Origin of the sequence: Photorhabdus stackebrandtii (assembly GCF_011189495.1) — a bacterium.
In the GTDB taxonomy this organism is placed as follows: Bacteria; Pseudomonadota; Gammaproteobacteria; order Enterobacterales; family Enterobacteriaceae; genus Photorhabdus; species Photorhabdus khanii.
Genome location: NZ_PUJV01000015.1, coordinates 14,345 through 40,429, shown reverse-complemented (window position 1 = coordinate 40,429; position 26,085 = coordinate 14,345). Strand labels below are relative to the sequence as shown.

Genomic DNA, 26,085 nt, shown 5'->3' with positions numbered 1-26,085 from the left:
ATTTCCTCTTAAGAAAAATACTAATGATATTTAGATATTCAACTACACAAATCGTCCAAGATTTATAAATAAAAAATAAATCTTAGTAGGTGAAAAATAACATCTTAAAACAGCCAGGGCAAATAAATATTATGTGTTTTTTATGAATGACAAAATTATCCTGATAAGCATAAAGAATATGTGATTTATTTGTTTTTATATTGTTCCTATAATTATCTTGTATTGTTTTGATTGAAAATAATTTCAATTATAATGTTTTTTTGAGTATGCAAAATAAAATTGAAAGCTTAATCTGAAAATAAATATTTTCTCTCTGAATCGTTCTAAAGATAATATGGAGTACCTCGTCGTTATGTTAAGGGGAAACTATTCGACTATCTTCATTGAATCGATATTATTTTTTTGCCATTCTGATTTGTCTATTTATTCCAGACTATTTACCTTCCTTATATGAATAGATAAAATGAACGTATTAAGAATGACGATTAGTTTACATATGCAAGCAATAGATTTTATCTTAAACACAGACTGGTAGCTTATGTCTACTAAATAAGGTTTCATAATTCCGCTACACATGGTTTACTTTAACCCATTGTTATATTATAGGGTTGTTAGTAGATAAGGTGTAGCACCATTTTGGAAAGTTATTTAGGTATTAGCGCAACAGCTATAAATGCAAAAGCGTAAAATCTAGTATTGTAATTTCATGCAATCAACCTTTATTCTTATCCATAATTTCTTTAAGCGCAATAAAGTGTTTGATTAATACATTCTTTTCATTAGGTTTAATTGAAATAGCAATTGATTGTGGTAAAACTGGAAACTGACCATTGATACAATGCTGTGGAGCAACTGATCTAACAACGGTTTCTTCAGAGTTATGTGCGAAGAGAATAAAAAGCATTTTTACCGGCGACATTACTAATGCCATATTTTCATTAACTTGATGTATATTAAGTAAATACTTTCTTGTTAATTCATTAATATCATGTTCTTTTATTGTTTTTGCATCTTTATATTTTGCATCAAGTATTATAATTAATGGGTTTTTCCAACTTTTTGAGTTTACTTTCATGATAAAATCAGGGCGAAAATGGTGTTTCCCATATTTATTAGAATCAATGTTGTTACTTGTATCAACAAGATCTCCTTTTTTACTGTGGGCGCTTAAGGGGAAAATTTTTGCTTCGTAAAACAATTCAATATCATAGTTTTCATTTTTAAATAAGAAGTAATTATTAATTTCATTTGTTGGTCTTTCTATTTTTACACCACCGAAAGGTAATTCTTCCGAATGAAGTCTATAACTCTGTTCAATAAGTTGAACTTTATAACTTTCTTGAATAATCTCATGTAATAAAATCAATACGGTAGTTTCATAAATTGCTGAGAGGTTTTTTAACCCTGAAAAGAGTTCTTTGTCAATGAAAGAAGGTGTTGGTGCGTGGTGATATTGCTCAATAAGATAAAAGGTTCTTCTGTAATGGTTATGTTTAGCAACATAAGGTGTGATTTTAGGAACGATACCTATTGGCGCTGTTGAGGGTATTTTTTTATTAAACAATAATCTTGTTTTTTCTAAAGTGCTAATTAAGCTTTCAATTTTTTTGGATTTATCTTTTAAGGCTAAATATGCATATTTTGACATTGTGTGGTTAAATTGGATAAATTCGTTTTTTTCTAAAGATTGGATTTTGTCTTTAGGAGAAGTCAATGATTCTTTAAGCATCATCAGGAAGACATTAGCTTGTTTTAGAAAGGCGTGGATGACTTTGTTTTCGTAAATATCTGTATTCTCTTTGAGCGTTTCTTTAGGAAGTTCATTGAAAGAGTATCCTCTATTATTATAGAATATGTTGGCGTCCTCATTATTCGCAGGAGATAATTGGTCAAGATTGTATAATGCCCACATAATTGAATCTGGTCCGGTTGGTTGCCCTTGTTTTGATAGAATTAATTTAGGTTCTAAAGCGTGTCTATGTTCTATAATAAATAATGGCAAATGTTGTGTTAAATAGTTAACTGTTTCTTTTATTATTTCTAATTTATTGAAATTAAAAATATTATCTTCATTCGATAAGGAAAATTTCCTGCTTTTTGAAAAACAAATGGAAACAATATCCTCTAAGTTTTCGGTTAAATATTCTAGCATAATGTTTGCCAAGGCAGCATTTTCTCGTCTTGCCAGAATATCAAAGGTAACACTATATATAGGATCATATTGACCTCCTAAATAAAGAGAAGCTTGGATTTCCCCAAAGAAATTATAAAAATATCTTGAACGATGTGAGTTTAGTGGTTCTATTGATGTGTATATTTTTTCGCTATTTTCATAGTGAGAAAAAGTTAATTCCAGAGATGTATCTCCTATGATTAATATAGGCATGCCATCTTTCTCAAAATTATCCTCCGATAAAGAAACTTGAAACAGAATATGATCTAATTCTGTAATTTGATATTTGTTGTTGATTCTGAGATCAACAACTTCTCCATCAGAAATTGAATTGATAAACATTTTCCAACGGATCATATATTGGCCCCATAACAGAACATATTTTGGTTTCCTGTGCTAATAATTCTTCTCAGTAGTTTATGTGAGCGTTCCATTTCGTCAGGTAAATTATCTAACAGAGCATTTAATCGATTACCAAAATTCTGACCATAGCCATTTAAAAGAGGTAATATATGTTGAGCTACAGCGTAATCTAATGCTTTGTATTTACTTTCGATATACATCAATGGGCCAGCCACATTATGATATGAGCGAATAGCTTTTATTTTTCGATATGAAACAATCACGGGAGTTCCAAATTCTGGGTTATCATCACGTAAAGTTTCGATGATTAATTGCAAAATTCTCTCAATATCTGGTGTCATTTCTAAAGATCTTGGAAAGAAAATATCAATGAATTTATTTCCAGTAATTGGGGAGATGTTTAAATCTTTATGGGTATCTGATTTTACTGCACTCAAATCATAGTCTTGTTCAAAATCATCAAAATTAATTATAGCGGCCCGGTCTAACAATCTGGGAGTAAGGGATTGAACAGATTCGTCCTGATTGATCGTACCTAAAAAACGTAAATAGAGAGGTACCTGAAAATATTGTTCTTCTGGATTGCCAGTTAAAATTATTCGCTTAGACTCAGGATCGGCCATTTCAAGGAACGGGCTGAAATAGTGTTCCGGTTGTGAAAGGTTAAATTCATCAAGTAAAACAATAGCCGGAGCGGCTGATTCAATTTTTTCTTTCATTTCGTAATGAAGATGTCTAATTAAATCAAACAATCCAGTAGCGGAAGGTATAAATGATTGGGATAAAGCATTATAGAAACCTAATACATCTCTGGATGAAGTCCAACCTCGTGCAACAGGAATATTTAATAAGCGATTTTGTAGACCCAGGCTGGCTCCAAGTATTTTTGCCAGGGATGTTTTCCCTGTTCCCGGTAATCCGCCAAATAATGTAAACTGGCATTGTGCTATGGTTGTCAGAATATTCGCAACTGTATAATAATCTGTTTTACGGCCTTGATTATTTAAAGCATCAAGGACGCTATTGATGAGATTTTCACGGGTATCTTCATCACTTTCAGTAGCTGAAATTTTCCTTGTTATAACATTATAATCCAATGAGCTAAATACTGTTTTTGGTTTTAAACCACATAAAGCATCCACATCAGGTTTAAGTTGAACTAGCCTGCTGGTTAATATTTCATTACTTTCTCTCAGTTTTTTCGCAACATCTTCAACTTGCTCTTCCATCTGCCTTTTTCTGTCTCTATATCTGTCGCGTTGACGTTCTAAATCATCTATTTCATTTTTTAAGTCTTCGATTTTTTTAAAACGACTATGTTTTTCTTCTAAGACTTTGACTTCTGTGTCTAAAGTATCGAGTTCTTTACGTTGGGCCGAAAGTTTCTGTTCAATCTTATTTTTTTCTTCTGCTGTAATGGTGATTGTTGATATCTGACCACCATTGAATTGAAACAGCTCTCTTTCCCGAAGCATTTTGCGGATATCAGCTTCTACTTGCTCTTTTTTATTAACTAATTCATTAAATGCTTGCTGCTGATTTAATTTCTCTTCTTGTAATTTCTTTAAAAAAGATTGTTTCTCTTCCCGAAAATATTCTTCTTTATTTTCGTCGATATATTTCTTTAGAATTTCTTTTCCTTTATCAATTGAAAGAAAACTATCCATTAAGTCTTTCCTGGTGTTATCCCAACTTTCTGCCATTTCTAAGCTTTGAAATAGCCTATGAAATCTTTCAGGGAAAGTTCTGAATTCTTGTGAGGAAGTATAGCATTTACGAATTTGTGCTATTGTTCCTTTGTTGAAGCTTCTTATATCAGAATTTTGTGCAATTCTATTTCCGTAGGTTGAGATAATTTGATCATTAGTTATATAATCGATGGTATCATCTATATTTTCAAATATTCTTTTTATATTGCATAGAAAATTGGCATATGAATGGTTATTTTGTGATAAATATGCGATACATTTCTGGATGCCTATTTTTCCAATATGAAATTGCTGGATTTTATTTAAAGGAGTACTTATAGGTTTTAAGTGTAAAATATATTGGTTTGTTGCTGGGTCTATTTCATCAACATAATCGAAAGGCCCATAGAGATAGCTGTCATCTTGAATTAAGATTGTTTTTGTTAAGGGTTTTTCTGTTAAAATAATAACTGCTTCGTTAACATCAGGAAATGGAAGGTCGTAAACTTGGCAGGCTAAAAGCCCTTTTATGTCTTCGCAAAAATTTGCCCTAGTGATATATTGGCAGTTCCCCTCTTTTTTTTCAAAGTTTGTTGGGACACATGTTGCTGCAAAAAGTGAGGAACTATACTTTTCACGTAATTCGCTATACCCTGAGGTAACAAAAACTTGCTCAGTTTCACAAAATAGGCTTTCTTTATTAATTGGTACAATTTCACCATTATTCAAAATCTCAAAATACACTCTGAGTTTCCCTAGCTGGTCTTCTCTTTCGTAGGAGTATCCTTTTTCTATAGTGCATAGTACTTTTCGTTCGTTTGTTTGCATCTTGTTTCTCGTTGGCTTAAGTATATGTCTGAAAATGAATCATAACATATCGTAAAATATATTCACCTATGATTTAATTTAATCCGAATTGATTTATTGAGTTCTTAGTTTGTTGGTTGAAAATATCTAACTACAATCGATAAAATGAATGACTATATTATTCATTGAAGTGTAAAACGGAATAATTAAGCATTCATTTTATAAAAAAGTGCCAATGTATTTTAGGACTGGAAATGTTCCTTAATCACTGCACAGATTATTCTTTGTCATAATTCCACCGTCTGGTGAAGTATAGCCGAGGCAACCGAGAATGGTGTCATATAGCTCAACATGGCGATAGGTATTACCTGTTTTGGCCTGTGTTCTGAGGTTTTCAAAAGCCTGAGCATTATTTTGGGCATCCAGGAATTTATCTGATGCCCAAACTATCAATGGTACACGGAATTGTTCCGGTGGTGCTATATGACGTGGTGTGCCGTGCAGATGGGTATCATCGCTGATCGATTCGCCGTGGTCTGAGGCGTAAAATACCAGCGCTTTTTTATCCCGTACTTGGTCGATAACGTTTTTGATAAAGTAATCGGTGTATAAGATGCTGTTATCAAATGCGTTGAGGAGATGTTCTTTGCTACAGTCATCATCAACGTTCATGCATTCCGGCTGATATTTAGCAAAGCTGCGCGGATAACGTTGTGAATATAGATAGTGAGAGCCTTTAGTATGTAAAATAACCAGATGTTTGCCGTTTGGATGATGTTCTAGTGATTCTTTTAATTCATTAATTAACATCATATCGTCAACGGGTTTACCGTCGTTGCGGCTCTCAGAAGCGATCAGTTCACGGAAAGCAAAATTGTCCACGCCGGTCTTGTTATAAAACCAGACTTCACTTTGCATTGAGAAAAGTTCTGAGCTGAATCCCAATTTATGCATAACTGAGAATATGTTTTGTTCTTTCAGTGTGCGCTGGTCGTTATTTTTGGTGCCGCCTTCGCGTACAAACATACAGCGTAGGGAAAGTTTAGTGGCGGTGTCGCAGGATTCACCACGGAATGCGACTAGGTTTGGTTCTTTGCTCATAAGCGGGGTTGTATCGCGCTCATATCCCAATATTCCCATATGATCCCAACGTGCAGTTTCACCAATGATAAATATGACGTAGGTATCATTAATTCCTTGTGGAGCGACATAAGTGAACTTTTGTGTCGGATCAAACAGTTCATTCTGATTCAGATATTCGTCTGTCGCAGTAGTAATATATAACCCAAGCGCAGTCAGCCAGTTAGAAGGTAAGTAAGAGTGCGCAATCACACCGCCATAGCTTGGCATATCGACATTATTGAGCTCGTCATTAGCTTTTTGCTGAGTGTTTATCCAATTCAGCGGAGCCCATACTAGTAATGCAGCCATCAGCATGATTGTCAGTGATTTTATTCGCTGGCCGGGCACTCGCAGTTGTTCAAGTAGAGTATTGTGTAAATTACCCGACCAGATAAGCAATAATGGCAAGATACTGAGCAAAATTAGCCAGATAATAAAGTTGTAACCAACAACTTCAACGGATAAATCAATATCTGTAGTCAAAACTGAAACAATAATGCCGTAGCCAATGACGACATTAAAGAAGGTCATGTAATAGCTGGCGGCAACCGAGAATAGAACTAATAAGCTGGCAGTGATACGGTAGAACCAGCGTCCACCTAAGGAAAGAAGACGTAACAGAAAAAAGGTAAATAGAACAATGGCGAGAGCTTTAATACTGCTGGTAATCAACTTAGACGTGTGAATACCAACATGAATCTCTTTAAAATGACGATAAAAAACTGATAGATTGAGAAAAATACCGATATAAATCGCCAGTAATAGCGCTTGTATGGGATGTGATAGAGATTTTATTTTTTTCATTAGCTTAGGGAAACCTTAGTAAACTTAATTTGAAAAATGAGGAAATCCTATAGATCATTCATTACTTCATGAATATTTGTGGTTATTTACAATTCTAGCCCCTTCATTTTTTTCATCAGCTCATCATCAGCACATTTGTACATAGAGCATCTTTAATTACTGCGCTTATTTTTTGCAGATTGTCCTGACAAACGACAGTAAAAGCTATTAGTATTGAGACAATGATCACTCGGATTGATAACTATTTTCAGGAAAATATTAATGTTACATGTACTGACATGGACTGATCTGTTTATTTGTATTTTTGCTGTTTTTTTTGCTTACCTGGTTTTTGGTATGGCTGGGTTTGGTTCTGCACTTATTGCCAGCCCGATTTTGGCGCTTTATATCCCTGTAGCGAAAATTGTTCCTCTACTTGCGTTGATAGATTTAACCGCCGCAGTGATTAATGTTGTCAGAGATGGCAGAAGAGCCGAGTTTAGTGAGATCAGATTCATTGTTCCGTTAATGATTATCGGTAGTTTGATTGGTGCAGCCATTTTATTGATGACCCGGGCCGATGTTCTGGTCCTGGTGTTAGGATTATTTGTTGTTTTCTATTCACTTTATTCATTATTTTCTGGTAAAGCTTACCGTCAATTCCCGGTTAAAGCGGCGATTCCGTTTGGTTTGGGGGGAGGTATTTTCAGCGCATTATTTGGTAGTGGTGGTTTTCTTTATGCCATCTATTTGGCCGGGCGGATACCCGATAAGGAAGCTTTTCGGATGACTCAGACGACTTTAATTGGTTTCAGTACCTTGACAAGAGTGATTATTTTTGTTGTCTTGGGTATTTATCTGGATAGTTCATTCTTGTTATTAATACTGGTATTTATCCCAGCCATGTTGTTGGGAATTTATTTTGGCCGCCAGATGACACTGAAAATTTCCAGACAAACATTCCTGATGTTTATCAATATTATTGTGCTGGTTTCGGGGTTAATGCTGATATATCGTTACATATTTACCTTTTGAAATAGTAACTAATAAAAATTTATTTGTTTCATATAATATCATTAATTTGTTATTTTCGATTCATTTCTCATTTATTTTCTCTGTTTTTTGCTAGATGGATGGGCAGAAGTAAATGAATAGTCGTCGTTACAGAAATAGCCGTTTCTTCGCCATTTTTGCTATTTGCCCATGGAGACCAGCGTAAATCCGTCGCACAGACGGTTGCAGCCTGAGAAGTGGGAAGCCTCGCCGTTTACGGCGGGGAGCAGTCACTCTCTCAAATTTTAACAAGGAATATTTATGCCCGAAGTAAATTTCAGACAGATTGATGTCTTTACCTCCCAACTTTTCAAAGGCAATCCAGTGGCGGTTGTGATGGATGCGCACGAACTTTCCACTGAACAAATGCAGTCGATCGCGAACTGGATGAACCTTTCTGAAACCACGTTTGTTCTGCCTAGTGAAAATCCCCTGGCTGACTACTGCGTACGTATCTTTACTCCGAGTAGTGAGCTACCTTTCGCAGGACATCCCACAATTGGCACAGCTTACGCTCTACTAGAGGCTGGCATTATTGAGGCCCATGATGGTCGTGTTGTCCAGGAGTGTGGGGCTGGCTTGATTAACCTGACTGTCACAACGAAGCCGTCTGGTAATATTTCTGTCGCTTTTGAATTGCCTGAGCCTGTTATTACTCCTCTCTCGATAGAACAGATCGAGCGCTTGGAATGTATTCTGGGATGCCCATTTGATCGCAGTTTGACACCCGCGCTGGTTGACGTGGGGGCAAGGTGGATCGTAGCGCAAACAAGAAATATTGAAACGCTACTGCACATGCGACCGGATTACACGAAACTACAGGAGCATGATCGGGATATGAATGTCACCGGTAGCTGTATTTACGGGGTGTATCCTGACATGAAAAACATGCAGATAGAAGTCAGGTCATTTGCCCCGGCGTGCGGCGTCAATGAAGATCCGGTTTGCGGGAGTGGTAATGGAAGTGTGGCGGCATTTATACGCTATCATCGTGTCAATGTTCCGGCTGATGGAATGATATTGTCATCTCAGGGGCGGATTCTGGGGCGTGACGGTAAGCTTGAACTCCATTTTGCAGACGGGAAAATCACTGTCGGCGGTAGCGCAGTAACCTGTATCACTGGGATCATCAAGTACTGATTATTATGCCGCCGCTGTAAGGGCGGCGGCAGTTTATCCTTTCAGGAGCAGAAGCGATGTCCCAACAGAACACTGCCGTTCGCTCTACCTCACATAAAGAGAGATTTCCTGGCTATTATTTTTTCCGAGCCGGAAAAACGCTATGACGCTGCGCAGCGTAGAGCTGGCACCGGAATCGATTATGAAAGACGATTCGTTGTTTGCAAGCAGCAGTTCAGCATCTGGATCTGGTACCAGCAATGCGTCGGTGTACTACAACGCATTGCTGGACGTGCCTAATCAAAATAATAAGCTGCGTATCGCCATGACAGCACAAGTATCGCTGTTGTACAGTGAGATCGAGAATACGCTATTGATCCAGCTGCTGGTGGTGAAGACTAACCCTGGCCATAAGCAGCAGGTACAAGTGCTGGGTGAAGATTCAGACTGTTAACTAGCTTGCTGATGGCTACCTTTGGCGCGAAATTAATCAGCATGTGAATGTGAGCTCCCCGTTGAACTCCTTCAGTTCGATTTTAAACTGTCTGCATACGCCTCGCATAAGCGCTTCCAGTGTTGTGAGGTGCTCATTGCTGAATACCTGACCCCGATATTTTGTGATGAAAATAAGATGAGCGTGCATCATGAATACACAGTGCCGACCTGTTCGCATTTCATTCATAGACTAACTTTGATTTTATGATAATGCAGACCAAAACACTCTCTGTCCGGGTTAAGGACAAGCATGTGAAGCTCTTGCGCCTTAACAGGCAGATTTTTTGTGCTAAAATAATACTGTTAACTCTTGATTCCTACACCATGATCACCGGATAATCTTTCGCCTCAAATTCTCTCGTCGTTTTTTATTCTGAAAGCCAAACGATTGCTTTTATGGTTTGTTAAACCGATTGGTGCAATATTTATTATTGTTATTAAGTAAGGTAATCGTTTTCGTTTGGCAGGAAGCGGAGAAATACATGAATATAATGCAGGGGAACAACATGATGTCCGGCACTCAGGCACCAGCTAAATGCAAGCTGGATAAGTATTTTAAATTGACCGAACGAGGAACAACGGTACGCCGTGAAATTCTGGCAGGGCTCACGACGTTCCTGGCGATGGTTTACTCAGTCATCGTTGTTCCGGGTATGTTGGGGCAGGCCGGGTTTCCTCATACTGCTGTCTTTATTGCAACTTGTTTGGTTGCCGGTTTTGGTTCTTTGCTGATGGGGCTTTGGGCTAACTTGCCAATGGCAATTGGTTGTGCAATTTCATTGACTGCATTTACTGCTTTTAGTTTAGTTTTAGGGCAGCAAATAACGATTCCGGTTGCGCTCGGTGCGGTATTCCTGATGGGCTGTTTGTTTACTGTGATTTCGGTTACCGGTATTCGCTCCTGGATTTTGCGTAATATACCCATGGGGATTGCGCATGGTGCCGGGATTGGCATTGGGCTGTTTTTGTTACTGATTGCGTCAAATGGTGTTGGTCTGGTCATTAAGAACCCGTTGGAAGGTCTGCCTGTTGCTTTGGGTTCGTTCACCTCTTTTCCAGTTATGATGACTTTGTTTGGTCTGGCAGTTATTTTTGGACTGGAAAAATTGAAAGTTCCAGGTGGTGTGTTGCTGGTGATTGTGGTGATTTCTGTTATCGGGTTGATTTTTGATCCGGCGGTGAAATATCAAGGGTTCTTTAAAGTACCCAGCCTGGGAGATGACGGCCTGTCTTTGATTTTTAGTATGGATATTATGGGGGCTTTGCAGCCGATTGTATTACCCAGTGTGCTGGCATTGGTAATGACCGCCGTATTTGATGCAACCGGTACAATCCGCGCAGTGGCAGGGCAAGCGAATCTGTTGGATAAGGGCGGGCAGATTATTAATGGCGGTAAAGCGCTGACTGCCGATTCTGTCAGTAGTATTTTTGCTGGTGCTATCGGTGCCTCTCCGGCGGCAGTATATATCGAATCAGCGGCGGGTACCGCAGCAGGGGGTAAAACAGGTTTAACTGCAACGGTTGTCGGTATCCTGTTCTTGTTAATTTTGTTCCTTTCTCCACTTTCATATCTTGTACCGGCGTATGCGACTGCGCCGGCGCTGATGTATGTTGGTTTGCTGATGCTGAGTAATGTCAGAAAGCTGGACTTCGATGATTTTGTTGGAGCGATGTCTGGTATGCTCTGTGCGGTCTTTATTGTTCTGACTTGCAATATTGTTACCGGTATTATGCTGGGTTTCGGTTCTTTGGTTATTGGACGTGTCTGTTCCGGCGAATGGCGTAAGTTGAATGTCGGTACAGTAATGATCACGATCACTTTGGTAGTATTTTATGCTGGTGATTGGGCTATTTGATTGATTAAAAAGTGCGTAAGGTGTGTCTATGCTGGCGCACTTTGCCATTTCTTGCGATTACTTTTAAATTCTTAATTATTTCACCGCTATTTATCTGATTCGTTTACAATATTCCTGCAATTCTTTCGGATACAACTCAGCATGTATCTACCTTTTTCGATTGATTCAGTTATTTTAGCATTAAAATCTATTCTCACGGTTTTTGTTTTGGCGGGAAGAAAAGAGTCTCAATCTGTATATCAACGGTTCTCAGGTAAATTGTAAGGGCAACATGGAAATATTCTTTACTATTCTGATTTTGATTTTGGTGGTTTCAGTCTCTGGTGTTTTGGCTAAGGTGATTCCGTTTCGCATACCTCTGCCGTTAATGCAAATTGCAATGGGTGCATTGCTGGCCTTGCCGCATTTTGGCTTACATGTGACTTTCGATCCTGAGCTGTTTCTTGTCCTGTTAATCCCTCCTTTGTTATTTGTTGATGGTTGGAAAACGCCAACCAGAGAATTTTTCCAGTACGGAAGGGAAATTTTCATATTGATGCTGGTATTGGTGTTGGTGACTGTTATCGGTATTGGTTATCTGATTTACTGGCTGATGCCAGGCATTCCATTAATTGCTGCCTTTGCCCTTGCTGCCGTCCTATCACCAACGGATGCGGTGGCGTTATCATCCATTGTCGGAAAAGGGCGCATGCCTAAGCGTATGATGAGTGTGATGGAAGGGGAAGCGTTGATGAATGATGCTTCCGGCCTGGTAGCCTTAAAGTTCGCTGTAGCGATAGCGATGGGAACGATGGTATTTACTGTTACCGGTGCGACTATCGAATTCTTTAAAGTTGCTATCGGTGGTTTGTTATCCGGTATTGCGGTGACCTGGTTATACAGTAAATCCCTGCGTTTGATGAACCGCTGGAGCGGTGGCGATCCGGCAACCCAAATTGTTTTCATGTTGCTGCTGCCCTTTGCTTCTTATTTGATTGCCGAACATATTGGTGTTTCCGGTATCCTTGCCGCGGTTGCTGCTGGTATGACTATTAGTAAATCTGGCGTTATCCGTAACGCGCCGTTGGCGATGCGGCTGCGGGCCGATAGTGTCTGGTCAATGCTGGAATTTGTGTTTAACGGCTTGGTATTTATCATGTTGGGCCTGCAATTACCGGAGATCTGGAAAACGTCTGTTGTGCAGGCAGAGCTTGATCCAACAGTTGAAACCTGGATGCTGTTCGCCGCAGTTGCCGTGATTTATGGTGCACTTTTACTGCTGCGTTTCTGCTGGTTGTGGCTGATGAAGAATATCAGCAAAACCTTTATGAAAAAGAATCCCCTGAATTTCGCGACTTATACTACACGTGAATTATTGCTGGCATCTTTTGCTGGGGTTCGTGGTGCAATTACACTTGCTGGTGCATTGTCTGTTCCGCTGTTTCTGACGGATGGCACGCCATTCCCGGCACGTTATCAGCTTATTTTTATTGCTGCCGGGGTTATCCTGCTCTCGCTGTTAGTTGGGGTTGTCTCTTTGCCATTCTTGCTACGGGGAATTAAAGCTTCCGATAAGCAGGCAGATATCAATGAAGTGCGAATGGCGCGAGCAGCAATGGCAGAAGTGGCCATTGTCGGTATGAATAAGATGGAGGAACGCCTTTCTGCCAGCTCAGAAGAGCAATTGGATGCTGAGGTTATTACCGAAGTTGCCTCCAGGGTAATTGGTCATTTGCGTCGTCGTACTGTAGGGCAGGATGAGATAGAACATAACCTGCTAGTGGAAGATTTGGAGCGTCGTTTCCGTCTGACTGCGTTAAGAGCAGAACGCGGTGAGTTATATCATCTGCGTGCAACCAGAAAAATCAGCAATGAGACACTTCAGACTTTGTTGCATGATTTGGATCTACTGGAGGCTTTACTGGTAGGGAAAGAGCATTAATACCCTGTGATGCACGGGTTATCACGACAATCTTGTCGATTGCGCTATTCAACCTGATTGGTGAACATCTCACTTGTCAGGCTGTAGCCTGTTTACTTGTGTTTACCCGTATCTGGCTAATAGTGTTGGTTTTCCCACCGGAGCCTTGGCAATGATGAATAGTATGCTGGTTCCGGTGGGATGGCTGATAAATTTACCATTGGAGGAGGTTTGTTTGTTGCGTTGTTATGGATTCACCAATGCTTGATCTTGAAATTCCCTTTACGAATGGCAGATTATCCATCGCGTGCTGGCGTGCGGAATGGATAAATGCGTCAATCTCCGGCTGGCGTTGTTCACCTTCACGGACAGCAGCATACAGCCTGCTCCATAAACCTTCTCCCAGCGTTTTCGTTACCACTAATCCTTGCCGTTCAAATGTTTCAACAACCCAGTGTGGCAGAGCTGCGATCCCCATACGGGCAGCTACCATTTGAATCAGTAACAACGTGTTATCCACATTTTTCAGTGTGGGGATGACGCCGGCGGGCTGCAAAAAACGCCGCCAGATATCAAATCGTTGGCGCTGAACGGGATAGATCATCAATGTCTCATCAATTAAATCCTTTGGCTGAATGTGCAGCTTATTTGCCAGAGGGTGATCCGGGGCGACAATCAATTTGACTTCATAATCAAATAACGGCGTGTAGTGCAGATAGCTATCAGGAAGAATATCTGATGTCAGAACGACATCCAATTCCCGTTGCAGTAGTGCAGGTTGTGGATCAAAAGTGACGCCGGATTTGAAATCCACATTAACCTGCGGCCAGGTTTCACGGAAATGTTTGAGTGCGGGGGTCAGCCATTGAATACAACTATGGCATTCAATAGCGATACGCAGATTGGTCTGGCCCGGTTCCTTGCATTCGCGCAGTGCGTTTTGGACCAGCGGGAGCACTTGCTCGGCCAACCGTAATAAAACTTCACCCTGTGGTGTAAAACGAAGCGGTTGACTTTTACGGATAAACAATCGGAAGCCAAGGCGGTGTTCAAGATCGCTGAATTGATGAGACAAAGCGGATTGTGTCTGATGCAGGTGGTTGGCTGCTGCTGCTAATGAACCACAATGACTCAATGATTGTAATGTTTTTAAATGTTTTATTTCGATCATGAGAAACCTTCAGGATGATTATGAATAAATTGCGCTTGTGGTTTATACCTTACCTGTTGATTATGGATGTGTAAACATCTAGACGGCTAAAAATGACGGGATAATGAAATGACGATTATGAATCACACACTTGGCTTTCCACGTATCGGTTTGAAAAGAGAATTAAAAAAAGCTCAGGAAAATTATTGGGCAGGGAAAATTTCTCAACAAGAATTATTGGAAACTGGCCGTGAGTTACGTGCCCGTCACTGGGAACAACAGAAGCAGGCTGGTGTTGATTTAGTGCCGGTTGGTGATTTCGCCTGGTATGATCATGTTCTGACCACCAGTTTATTGCTGGGTAATGTACCGCCGCGTCATCAGAATGCAGATGGCGCTATTGATCTGGATACACTATTCCGCATTGCCCGTGGTCGTGCACCGACTGGTGAGCCTGCCGCCGCCGCAGAAATGACTAAATGGTTTAATACTAACTACCATTATATTGTGCCGGAATTTCAGCAAGGCCAGGAATTTAAACTGAGTTGGACTCAGTTACTGGAAGAAGTGGATGAGGCTTTGGCTCTGGGTCATAAAGTGAAACCCGTTTTACTGGGACCGGTGACTTACCTATGGTTGGGTAAAGTGAAAGGTCAAGTGTTTGATCGCCTCTCTTTACTGAAAGATATTCTTCCTGTTTATCAGCAAGTGTTAACTGAGTTGGCTAGACGTGGTATTGAATGGGTTCAGATTGATGAACCTGCACTGGTACTGGAATTGCCAGAGGAGTGGCTGGCAGCTTATCCGGTTGCTTATCATGCACTTCAAGGGCAGGTTAAATTATTGCTGACCACCTACTTTGATAGCGTTGGTCACAATCTGGAAACGATTAAGTCTCTGCCTGTACAAGGGCTGCATGTGGATCTGGTTGCTGGTCAAGATGATATTGCGCAATTGCATGAGTTACTACCAAAAGAGTGGTTACTGTCCCTTGGTGTAATTAATGGTCGTAACGTGTGGCGTGCTGATTTAACCGCTAAATATCAGTTGATTAAACCACTGGTAGAAAGCCGTACACTGTGGATTGGTTCATCTTGTTCTCTTCTGCACAGCCCTATCGATCTGAGTGATGAAACAGCTCTTGATGCAGAGGTGAAAAGCTGGTTTGCGTTCGCATTGCAGAAATGTGAGGAATTGGCTCTGCTGGCTGCGGCGTTGGATCAGCCAGAAGGCAGTAAACAAGCGGAGTTGGATGCTTACAGTGCACCGATCCGTGCTCGCCGTGAATCTAAACGGGTGAATAATCAGACTGTTACTCATCGCCTTGCCACTATTGAGCCACAGGACAGTGAGCGTAATCAGCCCTATCCACAGCGTGCGGAAATACAGCGTCAGCGCTATAACTTGCCATTGTGGCCAACAACAACGATTGGATCATTCCCGCAAACAACAGAAATCCGCGGTTTGCGTCTGGATTTCAAAAAAGGTCGGGTAGATGGTGCCAGCTATCGCATCAATATTTGTGAACATATCAAGCAGGCAATCAACGAACAGGAACGTTTAGGATTGGATGTCTTGGTTCATGGTGAAGCTGAACGTAACGACATGGTGGAATACTTCGGTGAACACTTTGACGGTTTTGCCTTTACGCAAAATGGCTGGGTTCAGAGCTATGGCTCCCGTTGTGTTAAGCCACCGGTGATTATTGGTGATGTCAGCCGCCCTGAAGCTATCACTGTAGAGTGGGCTAAATATGCTCAATCGCTGACGGATAAACCTGTCAAAGGGATGTTAACTGGGCCGGTGACTATTCTCTGCTGGTCATTCCCAAGGGAAGATGTTAGCCGTGAGACTATTGCTAAACAGATTGCATTGGCGCTGCGTGACGAAGTGGACGATTTGCAGAAAGCCGGCATTGGCATCATCCAGATTGATGAGCCAGCATTGCGTGAAGGTTTACCACTGCGCCGCGAAGAGTGGCAGGCATATCTTGATTGGGCTGTAGATGCATTTAAATTGAGCGCTGCAATTGCCGAAGATGACACACAGATTCACACTCATATGTGTTATTGCGAGTTTAATGACATCATGCCTTCCATTGCGGCATTGGATGCGGACGTGATTACCATCGAAACTTCCCGTTCAGATATGGAGTTGCTGGATTCATTCGAAAACTTCTCTTATCCAAATGAGATCGGGCCAGGTGTTTATGATATTCATTCACCTAACGTACCCAGTGTTGAATGGATTGAAGCATTGTTATGCAAAGCGGCTGATCGTATTCCGGTTGAACGCTTGTGGGTTAATCCGGATTGTGGCCTGAAAACCCGTGGTTGGACTGAAACCCGTCAGTCACTGGCAAATATGGTACAGGCGGCGAAACGTCTCCGCGAATCAGTAAAATAACTCAATCTAGTAATTTGCCCATCACCTTGATTGGTGGTGGGCTTTTTCATAAATAACCTTTTTCTTAGGGGATATTTGTTGCTTAATGAGGGCTCCTCTGTAATCAAACTGTTTGTGACTTATATATATATTCCATATTGATATTGGAAAAAATACGTTTTATCAACAAAATACCCGCGACGTAATAAAATTGAATCTGGAAGCATTGTAATAGAAACTAAATAATTAAAGAGAGGATTATATGGATATTAATAATTTGCAAGGTAAGAAAAGTAGCTCTCGAAGAGATTTTCTAAAAAGTAGTGCTGCTATCACGGCGACGGCTGCACTTGCTCCAATTGGCTTGGCCCGTGCGGAAGGAAAATTATTGTCACAGAATGGAATAGGTGTGTGTACCCTTGCCCCAGAGCAGATATCAGGGCCATATTTTCGAAATAGTAAAATTGTAAGGAGGGATATTACTGACTCAGAAGCAGGAATACCTTTTTTACTAAAAGTAACTATTATGGATGAGAAAACATGTAAACCTGTTGATAAATTATTTGTTGATATTTGGCACTGTAATAGTCGGGGAAAATATTCTGGTTGGAGTTATATAAGTCCTGATATACCACCTGAAGCCGGTGAAATATCTGGTATCAACAGAACTGATGATAAAGTTTTTCTAAGAGGAGCTCAACAATCGGATAAAAATGGGGTGGTCAATTTTACCACGATTTACCCAGGATTTTATGTTGGTAGAGCAACTCATATTCATATTGCGATTAGACAGATCAGCAAAGATATAAATGAAGAAGAACATTTTGCTTTTGTTGGTCAAATGTATTTTCCTGAAGAAATTAATACAGAGGTTTATAAATATGATCTGTATTCAAAACGGAGAGTAATCAGAACTAAAAATCATGAAGATAATTATTTTAAAAATATGAATGGTCATCTTTCAGAAATAAAAGTAACAAAAATAGACAATTCTGATATTAATCGTGGGGTGCTGGGGGAAATAATTCTGTCAGTAAATTTAGAAAATATATCTAATTTCATAAGTAAAGATGATTTATATTCCCATACGGTATGACCGATTTTGTTGAATAAATTAAACTTCAATATAATAACAGTCGAAATTATAAAATAACCTATTTAAATGGTATATTGATTTATAATTTTAAAAAAAAGTATCAGGTGTTTGATAGTTACATACGGACATTGTGCAGGCACAGAGAAGATTGTCTTTTCAATATTATCCAGTAGATCGTATTTCTCTGTGCCTGTCATTTTCGTGGAGAGTTTTTAACTGTGCGAGAAGAACATTAAAATTGTTTTCTGTCTTGCCATAGATAGTACTCCTGTATGGTGGAAAGGTTATAATATGTTTAAACAATATGCATCCTATTAAAGGATGATATTTATATTTGGCAATTTTTTATTTTTTGGAATTGATGGTTCTTGGGATATATTTTTCTTTATGACTGGATTGATATTTACTGCTATCGATTTTTTGGATAGACAGTTTCGATGAGATAATCATTTGTTTTTCATTTTGGCGATTGATAAATCAAGTTAGCTATTTGGATATATTCTGTTCTAAATAACTTTCCAAAATGGTGCTACACCTTATCTACCAACAATCCTATGTATAACAATGAGTTGAAGAAAACCATGTGTAGCGGAATTATGAAACCTTATTTAGATGTTGTTTAAAGTATAAATAAAATTGAATAATTGGTTGCTTGTTCCATATATGAGTGTATTCAGTTTAGCTTATGGCAGGAAGAAAATGCTTGGTTCTTTATTTTTGAGTTTGTGATTGTTATTTGTGCATATGTTAATTTTTTTCTTTATAGTAGCTCGATCATTTTTACTCATTTTATGACTATTTTGTGATTTACATCGCAAAATAATGTACGTTTTTCTTTTTTATCTTACTTCAGAGTGATATTTATCACTAAAAGATGTCTAAATGCTCAATACAGTAGATTTCAACTAATTTCGTTATAAATTCTTCCCTCTGAGGAGTCTGATATGTCCGATGTATTTCATTTGGGTTTGACTAAAAGCGACCTGCAAGGTGCAACTTTAGCTATTGTTCCAGGCGATCCGAAACGCGTGGAAAAAATTGCAAGATTGATGGATAACCCAGTTTATCTTGCTTCTTTGCGTGAGTTCACGTCATGGCGTGCAGAAATTGATGGTAAAGCGGTTATTATATGCTCCACGGGTATTGGTGGCCCATCAACTTCCATTGCTGTTGAAGAATTAGCGCAATTGGGGGTGCGTACTTTTTTGCGTATTGGGACAACAGGCGCAATTCAGGAAAATATCAATGTTGGTGATGTGCTAGTAACCACGGCGGCTGTCCGTTTGGATGGCGCCAGCTTGCATTTTGCTCCGATGGAATTTCCGGCTGTTGCTGATTTTGACTGTACGACTGTACTGTATGAAGCTGCAAAAGATTCCGGTGCAACGACACATGTGGGTATAACGGCCTCTTCCGATACTTTCTATCCTGGTCAGGAACGTTACGATACCTATTCTGGCCGTGTTGTGAGCCGTTTTAAAGGCTCAATGGCTGAATGGCAGGCGATGGGCGTCATGAACTATGAAATGGAATCTGCGACTTTGTTGACTATGTGTGCAAGCCAAGGGCTGCGTGCAGGTATGGTTGCCGGTGTTATTGTCAACCGTACTCAGCAGGAAATTCCTGATGTTGAGTTACTTAAGAAAACAGAAAGTAACGCATTGGGGATCGTAGTCGAAGCTGCTCGTCGTTTGTTGTAAATAATACTTTTTGGGCCGGAGTGTTCCGGCTCACTCTTCTTTATAAATAGAAATCTGTTAATGTTTTAACATTTACAACTAATTAAGAGTCATCATGATTACTACATCTTTATTACACCCATCAGTGCTTCCCCTTCATGGCGGGATTAATTTTCGTGATTTAGGTGGTAAAACGGTAGCCAGTGGTGGGAAAATTAAGTCAGGTTTACTTTTTCGCTCTGGTGCTTTGGATCGTTTAACAGAAAAAGACCAATCTTTCCTGACAAATAAAAACCTCTTTCAAATCATAGATTATCGTGACATAGGTGAAATAGAAGATAAGCCTGATCAGGTATGGAATGGGGCTAATTATCATCATGCTCCTGCCAATCCATTATCCAAGGAAGTGAATGCGAATCTGGAAAAATTGACATCAGAGATGTTGGAACAATTTGATCCGCAGTCATTTATGTTCCGTCTTTATAAATTACTGCCTTTGAAAAATGAGGCCTATAAGATATTAGTTAAGTTGCTGCAACAGCCGGAAAAGGGCGGGATAGTACAACATTGTGCGGTAGGTAAAGACAGAACGGGTGTGGGTTCTGCACTGGTGTTGTTTGCTCTTGGGGCCGATTTAGATACGGTAATGGAAGATTATTTGGTGACGAACGCCACGCTGGCACCTTACCGTGAATATTTGTTAAATGAACACGCGAAAACCATGAGTGATGATATGGTTGAGAAATTCGCTTATGTCTATTCCGTCAGAGAAGAATTTTTAATGGCGGCACTAAACAGTATTAACCAGAATTATGGCAGTGTAGATGTATGGCTGGAGAAAGATCTTGGCCTTGATTTTTCTGCCCGTCAGAAATTACAAGGTTATTTCCTTGAATAAGAAGTTGGTTTAATTCTGGTTAATACAACGGTGGTTAAATTGAATGTGGTATTAATTAATACAGGAATTTGAATTTGAGCCTTCATGAAATAGTTGAGTTGGTAATCGCTTTTGTTAAAGTACACGATACCTGGATCATGCCGATTGTTTTCTTACTTGCTTTTGGTGAATCTTTGGCTTTTTTCTCCTTGTTATTGCCTGCAACGATCATATTACTTGGATTAGGTGCATTAATAGGTGAAAGTGGCCTTAATTTCTGGCCAATTTGGTTGGCAGCAGCAGCAGGGGCCTTTTTTGGCGATTGGGTATCCTATATCGCCGGTGCGTATTTTAAAGCTGATGTTGGTAAAATCTGGCCGATTTCCCGTAAACCACAATTGCTGACACGAGCGCATAATTTTTTTGAGCGTTGGGGTATTTGGAGCATTTTCCTTGGTCGGTTTTTTGGGCCATTCCGGGCAATTGTGCCATTGGTGGCAGGTATTTGTACCATGCCGTTGCGTTATTTCCAGGTAGCTAACATTTGTTCCGCGCTTATCTGGTCTTTTGGGGTATTAGCTCCGGGCGCTTTTGGTTTGCAATGGTTAGCTCAATGGATAAGTTAATTGAGAGTAGCTTCGCAGGTTGAGACACTTGTGTAAATCAATCTGGACATCTATACAGTATTAATTTAACTTAACTGGCCGAAGAATGTAACAGAGGAAATACAGGTGGATATCCAGTTGTTATATACATTGATTGGCGTTTTTGGTGGCCTGTTGAGCGGTGGGGCGCTCGTCTGGCTCTCCATTCATCAACGTATTCAGCAGCAAGAACTGGAGCTACGGGAACTGAGCAGTCAGCTTGCAGTTGCCAATGAAAAACTTGAGCAGTCTGTTTACTGGCGGGTTGAATGTGAACAATTGAACCAAGAATTACGGGCTCAGAGAGAAGTCAATAACGTGCAAGAATCTGAGTTGCGGGAAGTGACTACACGTCTGGAAGAGAGCCGTCTTGCTGCCGAAGAGAAACAGCGGTTATTGATCAATAGTGAACTACGCCTGAATACCCAATTTGAAAACCTGGCTAACCGTATTTTTGAACAAACGGGTCGTCGTACTGATGAACAAAATCGCCAGAGCCTGAATAGTCTTTTGGCTCCATTTCGTGAACAACTTGATGGTTTTCGCCGCCAGGTGCAGGAGAGTTTTGGTCAGGAAGCCCGTGAACGGCATACTCTTGCACATGAAATTCGTAACTTGCAGCAACTGAATGTTCAAATGGCGAAAGAAGCAGTCAATCTGACCAATGCACTTAAAGGTGACAACAAAATTCAGGGAGATTGGGGGGAAGTGGTGCTGGCGCGTATTCTGGAAGCTTCTGGTTTACGGGAAGGACATGAATTTCGCACTCAGGTGAATATCAAGGCAGAGGGTAACAGCCGTTTCCAACCCGATGTTATTGTTCATTTGCCACAAGGGAAAGATGTGGTAATTGATGCCAAAATGTCACTGGTTGCTTATGAGCGTTATTTTAATAGTGAAGATCAGCACCAGCGGGAATTAGCCCTTCAGGAGCATATCAGTTCAATTAAAGGTCATATCCGTGGCTTAAGCCGCAAAGATTACCAGCAGTTGCCCGGGTTGAAATCGCTGGATTATGTATTGATGTTTATTCCGGTTGAACCTGCTTATTTGGTTGCGCTCAACAGGGCGCCTGAGCTGCTTGATGAGGCATTTAAACACAATATTATGCTGGTTAGTCCATCAACATTGTTAGTTGCTGTGCGTACTATCAATAACTTGTGGCGCTATGAATATCAAAGCCAGAATACGCGTTTAATCGCAGATAAAGCATCCCGTATGTACGATAAGATGCGTTTGTTTGTTGATGATATGCAAGGCTTAGGGCAAAGCTTGGATAAAGCTCAGTTTAATTATCGGTTGGCAATGAACAAGCTTACTGAGGGGCGCGGTAATCTGATAAGCCAGGCTGAGGGGTTTCGTAAGTTAGGGGTTGAGGTGAAACGTTCTATTGATCCCGAATTGGCTAATAAGGCCAACCAACCATCCTGTGCTAATGATTAACGTCAGGATAGGGTTTTATCTGAAAGGCTGATACACTTTTTATAACAGTTTGAATAAAAAACGGGCAAATAACATGGTAGACCAAACGAAACAAACCACACATTTTGGTTTCCGCACCGTAGCCAAAGATGAAAAAGAGGGTATGGTAGCTGAAGTATTTCATTCCGTTGCGGCAAAATACGATTTAATGAATGATTTGATGTCGTTTGGTATCCATCGTATTTGGAAGCGTGTGGCTATTAATGCCAGTGGTGTTCGCCGGGGCCAGAGAATACTTGATTTAGCTGGCGGTACCGGAGATCTGGCAGCTAAGTTTTCCCGTATAGTTGGTGAAAAGGGGGAAGTTGTTCTTGCTGATATCAATGAGTCTATGTTGAAGGTTGGGCGTGAGAAATTACGTGATACCGGTATTGTTGGTAATGTCAGCTATGTGCAGGCTAATGCGGAAGCGTTGCCTTTCCCTGATAACTATTTTAATTGCATCACTATCTCTTTCGGCTTGCGTAATGTAACTGAAAAAGAAAAAGCCCTGCGTTCTATGTTTCGGGTTTTGAAACCGGGTGGGCGTTTATTGGTACTTGAATTCTCTAAACCGTTGCTCGAACCATTAAGCAAAGCTTATGATGCATACTCTTTCCATGTACTGCCAAAAATTGGTCAGGTTTTTGTGCAGGATGCTGACAGTTATCGTTACCTGGCGGAATCCATCCGTATGCATCCTGATCAGGAAACACTTAAGACCATGATGGAAAATGCTGGTTTTGAACAGGTGACTTATACCAATATGACCGGCGGTATTGTTGCACTACACAGAGGTTTTAAATTCTGAGATGGAAAGACCATCACTGAGTACAGCTATTAATTCCACACTTATGCCGGTTTTAACCGCAGTGATGGAAAGATCGTTGAACCACCTGTTGTACCGAGAACCTGTATTAAGACCTGCCCGTATGCGGCTGGTGGGCAAAGTTTTGTCGATTGAACTGGAAGAAATGAATACACCACTCACATTGGTATTCAGTGAAAAACAAGTGGATGTATTAAGTCAATGGGCTGAAGTGGCCGATTGTACCGTTAAAACTAACTTTGCTGCTTTGCTTAAGTTACGGGATCGCCAACAAATTTCCAGGTTGCTCAATAGTGGTGAAATGGTTATTGAAGGGGATATGCAGGTTGTTCAGCAATGGTCTGCTTTGTTGGATATGGTCGAATGGGATTTGGCCCATTATCTTTCCCCTTATTTCGGGGATATCGCTGCTGAAGGTATCAGCCAGGCCATTAAAAAAGGATTTCAGTTTGTTTCCGGTTCAATAGAATGCCAGAAAAATTATTTGGTGGAAACATTAACGGAGGAATGGAAACTGGCGCCAAATGCGCTTGAAGTGGCTTATTTCAGTGAGGAAGTCAGCGTGTTGACCAAAGATATCAATCAAATAGAACAACGATTGGCAGTATTAGAGGAAAAATATGACTCCAGGTGAATTAAGGCGCCTTTATTTGATCATTCGGGTTTTTCTTTCTTACGGATTGGATGAGCTGATTCCTCGAATTCGCTTGACCTGGCCTCTTCGTTTTGGACGTCATTTGTTGTTTTGGATCCCGAATAGGCATAAAGATAAATCGCTTGGGGAGAGGCTGCGACTTGCTTTACAGGAGTTAGGGCCTGTCTGGATTAAGTTTGGACAGATGCTTTCAACACGGCGTGATCTTTTTCCTCCGGCAATAGCTGATCAACTGGCATTGTTGCAAGACCGGGTTGCCTCTTTCGACGGTGCTCTGGCTCGTCAATATATTGAAGCTTCTTTAGGGGGGCCGCTGGAAACTTGGTTTGATGATTTTGAACCTATAGCTTTGGCCTCTGCTTCAATTGCGCAGGTACATACTGCCCGGTTAAAAGAGAATGGGCAGAAAATTGTTATCAAAGTCATTCGTCCTGATATTCTGCCAATTATCAAAGCGGACATCCGGTTAATGTACCGTCTGGCTCATTGGGTACCGATGTTGTTGCCTGATGGACGTCGTTTACGCCCTCGTGAAGTGGTGCGGGAATACGAAAAAACGTTGATTGATGAGCTGAATTTACTGCGTGAAGCCGCTAATGCAATTCAACTTCGGCGTAATTTCGAAAATAGCTCAATGCTTTATGTACCAGAAATTTATGCTGATTATTGCCGTGAAAATGTTTTGGTGATGGAACGGGTTTATGGTATCCCGGTTTCTGATATTGAAGCTCTGGAAGCGCAAAATACCAATATGAAATTGCTGGCTGAACGGGGAGTTCAGGTCTTTTTTACTCAGGTCTTTCGTGACAGTTTTTTCCATGCGGATATGCATCCGGGAAATATTTTTATCAGTTATGAACATCCTGAAGATCCGTTTTATATTGGTATTGATTACGGTATTGTTGGTTCGCTTAATAAAGATGATAAACGTTATCTGGCAGAAAATTTTATCGCTTTCTTTAATCGTGATTACCGGAAAGTTGCTGAACTTCATGTGGATTCAGGTTGGGTTCCCAGTGATACGAATGTTGAAGACTTTGAATTTGCAATCCGTACAGTCTGTGAGCCAATATTTGAGAAGCCACTGGCGGAAATTTCGTTTGGTCATGTTCTTCTGAATCTATTTAATACTGCCCGCCGTTTTAATATGGCAGTGCAGCCTCAATTAGTGCTTCTGCAAAAGACGCTTTTGTATGTAGAAGGGCTAGGACGACAGCTCTATCCGCAGCTTGATTTGTGGAAAACCGCAAAACCATTTCTGGAGGAGTGGTTACATAGCCAGGTTGGATTGCCGGCTGTTATCCGGGCGCTGAAAGAAAAAGTGCCTTATTGGGTAGAAAAGTTGCCGGAATTACCTGAATTAGTGTATGACAGTCTTCAACAGCATAAATATTTGCAAGCCAACATTGAGAAGCTATCAGATCAGTTAAAAGGGCAGCAGATAAAACAGCGACAGTCGCAGTATTTGTTCGGTGTTGGTGCGACATTGTTTCTTTGTGGGAGTTTGTTTTTGTTGTCTGGATTAGTCAATATTCCTTGGTTGTTTATGGGCGCGGGTGCCGTTTCATGGTTGTTTGGCTGGTGTCAGTTAAGTAAAACAAAGTAAAGTTTGTCTTCGGTATTTTCGAATAGATAGTTCGTCGTATAATGAGCTATTAATGATAATCCTTGTTAAAGAGGTAAACCAGAATGGGCGGTATAAGTATTTGGCAATTACTCATCATTGCTGTCATCGTAGTGCTGTTATTCGGCACAAACAAACTCCGTACTCTGGGGTCTGATCTGGGAGCATCTATTAAAGGTTTTAAAAAAGCGATAGGGGATGATAATCCGCCTCAGCAAGCTCAGAAAACCAGTAATGATGCTGATTTTGAGACTAAAAACATTACGGAAAAACAATCCGTAGCTCAATCTGAAGCATCTGAGAGCAAAAACAAAGAGCAGGTGTAA

At 40.4% G+C, this 26,085-nt stretch carries 18 protein-coding genes and 2 pseudogenes; 15 read left to right on the top strand and 5 right to left on the bottom strand.

Going from position 1 to position 26,085, the window contains the following annotated elements; genetic code table 11:
* Nucleotides 1–712: 712 nt before the first annotated feature.
* The 3 genes from C5470_RS13620 to eptB all read right to left on the bottom strand — a co-directional run bounded on the left by C5470_RS13620 (nucleotide 713) and on the right by eptB (nucleotide 6,957).
* A complete protein-coding gene (locus tag C5470_RS13620) occupies nucleotides 713–2,530 on the bottom strand; it encodes a nuclease domain-containing protein (protein WP_166289943.1) in 1,818 nt (605 codons plus the stop codon).
* Complete coding sequence (locus C5470_RS13615) at nucleotides 2,527–5,052, bottom strand: hypothetical protein (RefSeq protein WP_166289940.1); 2,526 nt, start codon at nucleotides 5,050–5,052, stop codon at nucleotides 2,527–2,529. Before C5470_RS13615 ends, C5470_RS13620 begins: the two co-directional genes overlap by 4 nt.
* A gap of 240 nt (nucleotides 5,053–5,292) precedes the next feature.
* Nucleotides 5,293–6,957, bottom strand: coding sequence for a kdo(2)-lipid A phosphoethanolamine 7''-transferase (eptB, locus tag C5470_RS13610; protein ID WP_166289937.1), 1,665 nt, complete (start codon nucleotides 6,955–6,957; stop codon nucleotides 5,293–5,295).
* A gap of 261 nt (nucleotides 6,958–7,218) precedes the next feature.
* On the opposite strand from eptB, the gene C5470_RS13605 reads away from it, so the two are divergent.
* The 3 genes and pseudogenes from C5470_RS13605 to C5470_RS13595 all read left to right on the top strand — a co-directional run.
* Entirely contained in the window at nucleotides 7,219–7,971 is a 753-nt protein-coding gene (locus C5470_RS13605) for a sulfite exporter TauE/SafE family protein (protein WP_166289934.1), read from the top strand.
* A 279-nt stretch (nucleotides 7,972–8,250) separates the two neighbouring features.
* Nucleotides 8,251–9,129: a PhzF family phenazine biosynthesis protein gene (locus C5470_RS13600; protein WP_166289931.1), complete on the top strand. Its 879-nt coding sequence runs from the start codon at nucleotides 8,251–8,253 to the stop codon at nucleotides 9,127–9,129.
* A 117-nt stretch (nucleotides 9,130–9,246) separates the two neighbouring features.
* Nucleotides 9,247–9,550, top strand: a pseudogene (locus C5470_RS13595) (efflux transporter periplasmic adaptor subunit); the annotation flags it as partial.
* 1 nt (nucleotide 9,551) lies between these two features.
* On the opposite strand, the pseudogene tnpA reads toward C5470_RS13595, so the two are convergent.
* Nucleotides 9,552–9,790: pseudogene (gene tnpA / locus C5470_RS23710) on the bottom strand (IS200/IS605 family transposase); the annotation flags it as partial.
* A gap of 322 nt (nucleotides 9,791–10,112) precedes the next feature.
* On the opposite strand from tnpA, the gene C5470_RS13585 reads away from it, so the two are divergent.
* On the top strand, nucleotides 10,113–11,459 hold the full coding sequence (locus C5470_RS13585; RefSeq protein ID WP_166290070.1) for an NCS2 family permease: 1,347 nt from the start codon (nucleotides 10,113–10,115) through the stop codon (nucleotides 11,457–11,459).
* A gap of 271 nt (nucleotides 11,460–11,730) precedes the next feature.
* The gene (locus C5470_RS13580; protein WP_166289928.1) at nucleotides 11,731–13,380 is read left to right on the top strand and encodes a Na+/H+ antiporter; all 1,650 of its coding nucleotides are present in this window, start codon (nucleotides 11,731–11,733) and stop codon (nucleotides 13,378–13,380) included.
* A 193-nt stretch (nucleotides 13,381–13,573) separates the two neighbouring features.
* Here C5470_RS13580 and metR read toward each other — a convergent pair whose 3' ends face one another.
* Nucleotides 13,574–14,530, bottom strand: a complete 957-nt coding sequence (metR, locus tag C5470_RS13575) for an HTH-type transcriptional regulator MetR (protein WP_166289925.1) — start codon at nucleotides 14,528–14,530, stop codon at nucleotides 13,574–13,576.
* Between the two features lie 108 nt (nucleotides 14,531–14,638).
* On the opposite strand from metR, the gene metE reads away from it, so the two are divergent.
* The 10 genes from metE (at nucleotide 14,639) to tatA (ending at nucleotide 26,085) form a co-directional block, all read left to right on the top strand.
* Nucleotides 14,639–16,915, top strand: coding sequence for a 5-methyltetrahydropteroyltriglutamate--homocysteine S-methyltransferase (metE, locus tag C5470_RS13570; protein WP_166289922.1), 2,277 nt, complete (start codon nucleotides 14,639–14,641; stop codon nucleotides 16,913–16,915).
* Between the two features lie 241 nt (nucleotides 16,916–17,156).
* Nucleotides 17,157–17,990, top strand: coding sequence for an intradiol ring-cleavage dioxygenase (locus tag C5470_RS13565; protein WP_166289919.1), 834 nt, complete (start codon nucleotides 17,157–17,159; stop codon nucleotides 17,988–17,990).
* 944 nt (nucleotides 17,991–18,934) lie between these two features.
* On the top strand, nucleotides 18,935–19,690 hold the full coding sequence (udp, locus tag C5470_RS13560; RefSeq protein WP_166289916.1) for a uridine phosphorylase: 756 nt from the start codon (nucleotides 18,935–18,937) through the stop codon (nucleotides 19,688–19,690).
* A gap of 94 nt (nucleotides 19,691–19,784) precedes the next feature.
* The gene (locus C5470_RS13555) at nucleotides 19,785–20,567 is read left to right on the top strand and encodes a tyrosine-protein phosphatase (protein ID WP_166289913.1); all 783 of its coding nucleotides are present in this window, start codon (nucleotides 19,785–19,787) and stop codon (nucleotides 20,565–20,567) included.
* A 74-nt stretch (nucleotides 20,568–20,641) separates the two neighbouring features.
* Nucleotides 20,642–21,172, top strand: coding sequence for a DedA family protein (locus C5470_RS13550; protein WP_166289909.1), 531 nt, complete (start codon nucleotides 20,642–20,644; stop codon nucleotides 21,170–21,172).
* Nucleotides 21,173–21,322: 150 nt separating this feature from the next.
* On the top strand, nucleotides 21,323–22,633 hold the full coding sequence (rmuC, locus tag C5470_RS13545) for a DNA recombination protein RmuC (RefSeq protein WP_422631078.1): 1,311 nt from the start codon (nucleotides 21,323–21,325) through the stop codon (nucleotides 22,631–22,633).
* A gap of 73 nt (nucleotides 22,634–22,706) precedes the next feature.
* The gene (gene ubiE, locus C5470_RS13540; protein WP_166289903.1) at nucleotides 22,707–23,462 is read left to right on the top strand and encodes a bifunctional demethylmenaquinone methyltransferase/2-methoxy-6-polyprenyl-1,4-benzoquinol methylase UbiE; all 756 of its coding nucleotides are present in this window, start codon (nucleotides 22,707–22,709) and stop codon (nucleotides 23,460–23,462) included.
* 1 nt (nucleotide 23,463) lies between these two features.
* A complete protein-coding gene (gene ubiJ, locus C5470_RS13535) occupies nucleotides 23,464–24,114 on the top strand; it encodes a ubiquinone biosynthesis protein UbiJ (RefSeq protein ID WP_166289900.1) in 651 nt (216 codons plus the stop codon).
* Nucleotides 24,101–25,741, top strand: coding sequence for a ubiquinone biosynthesis regulatory protein kinase UbiB (ubiB, locus tag C5470_RS13530; protein WP_166289897.1), 1,641 nt, complete (start codon nucleotides 24,101–24,103; stop codon nucleotides 25,739–25,741). The genes ubiJ and ubiB overlap by 14 nt, the downstream gene beginning before the upstream one ends.
* An 83-nt stretch (nucleotides 25,742–25,824) precedes the next feature.
* On the top strand, nucleotides 25,825–26,085 hold the full coding sequence (tatA, locus tag C5470_RS13525) for a Sec-independent protein translocase subunit TatA (protein ID WP_166289895.1): 261 nt from the start codon (nucleotides 25,825–25,827) through the stop codon (nucleotides 26,083–26,085).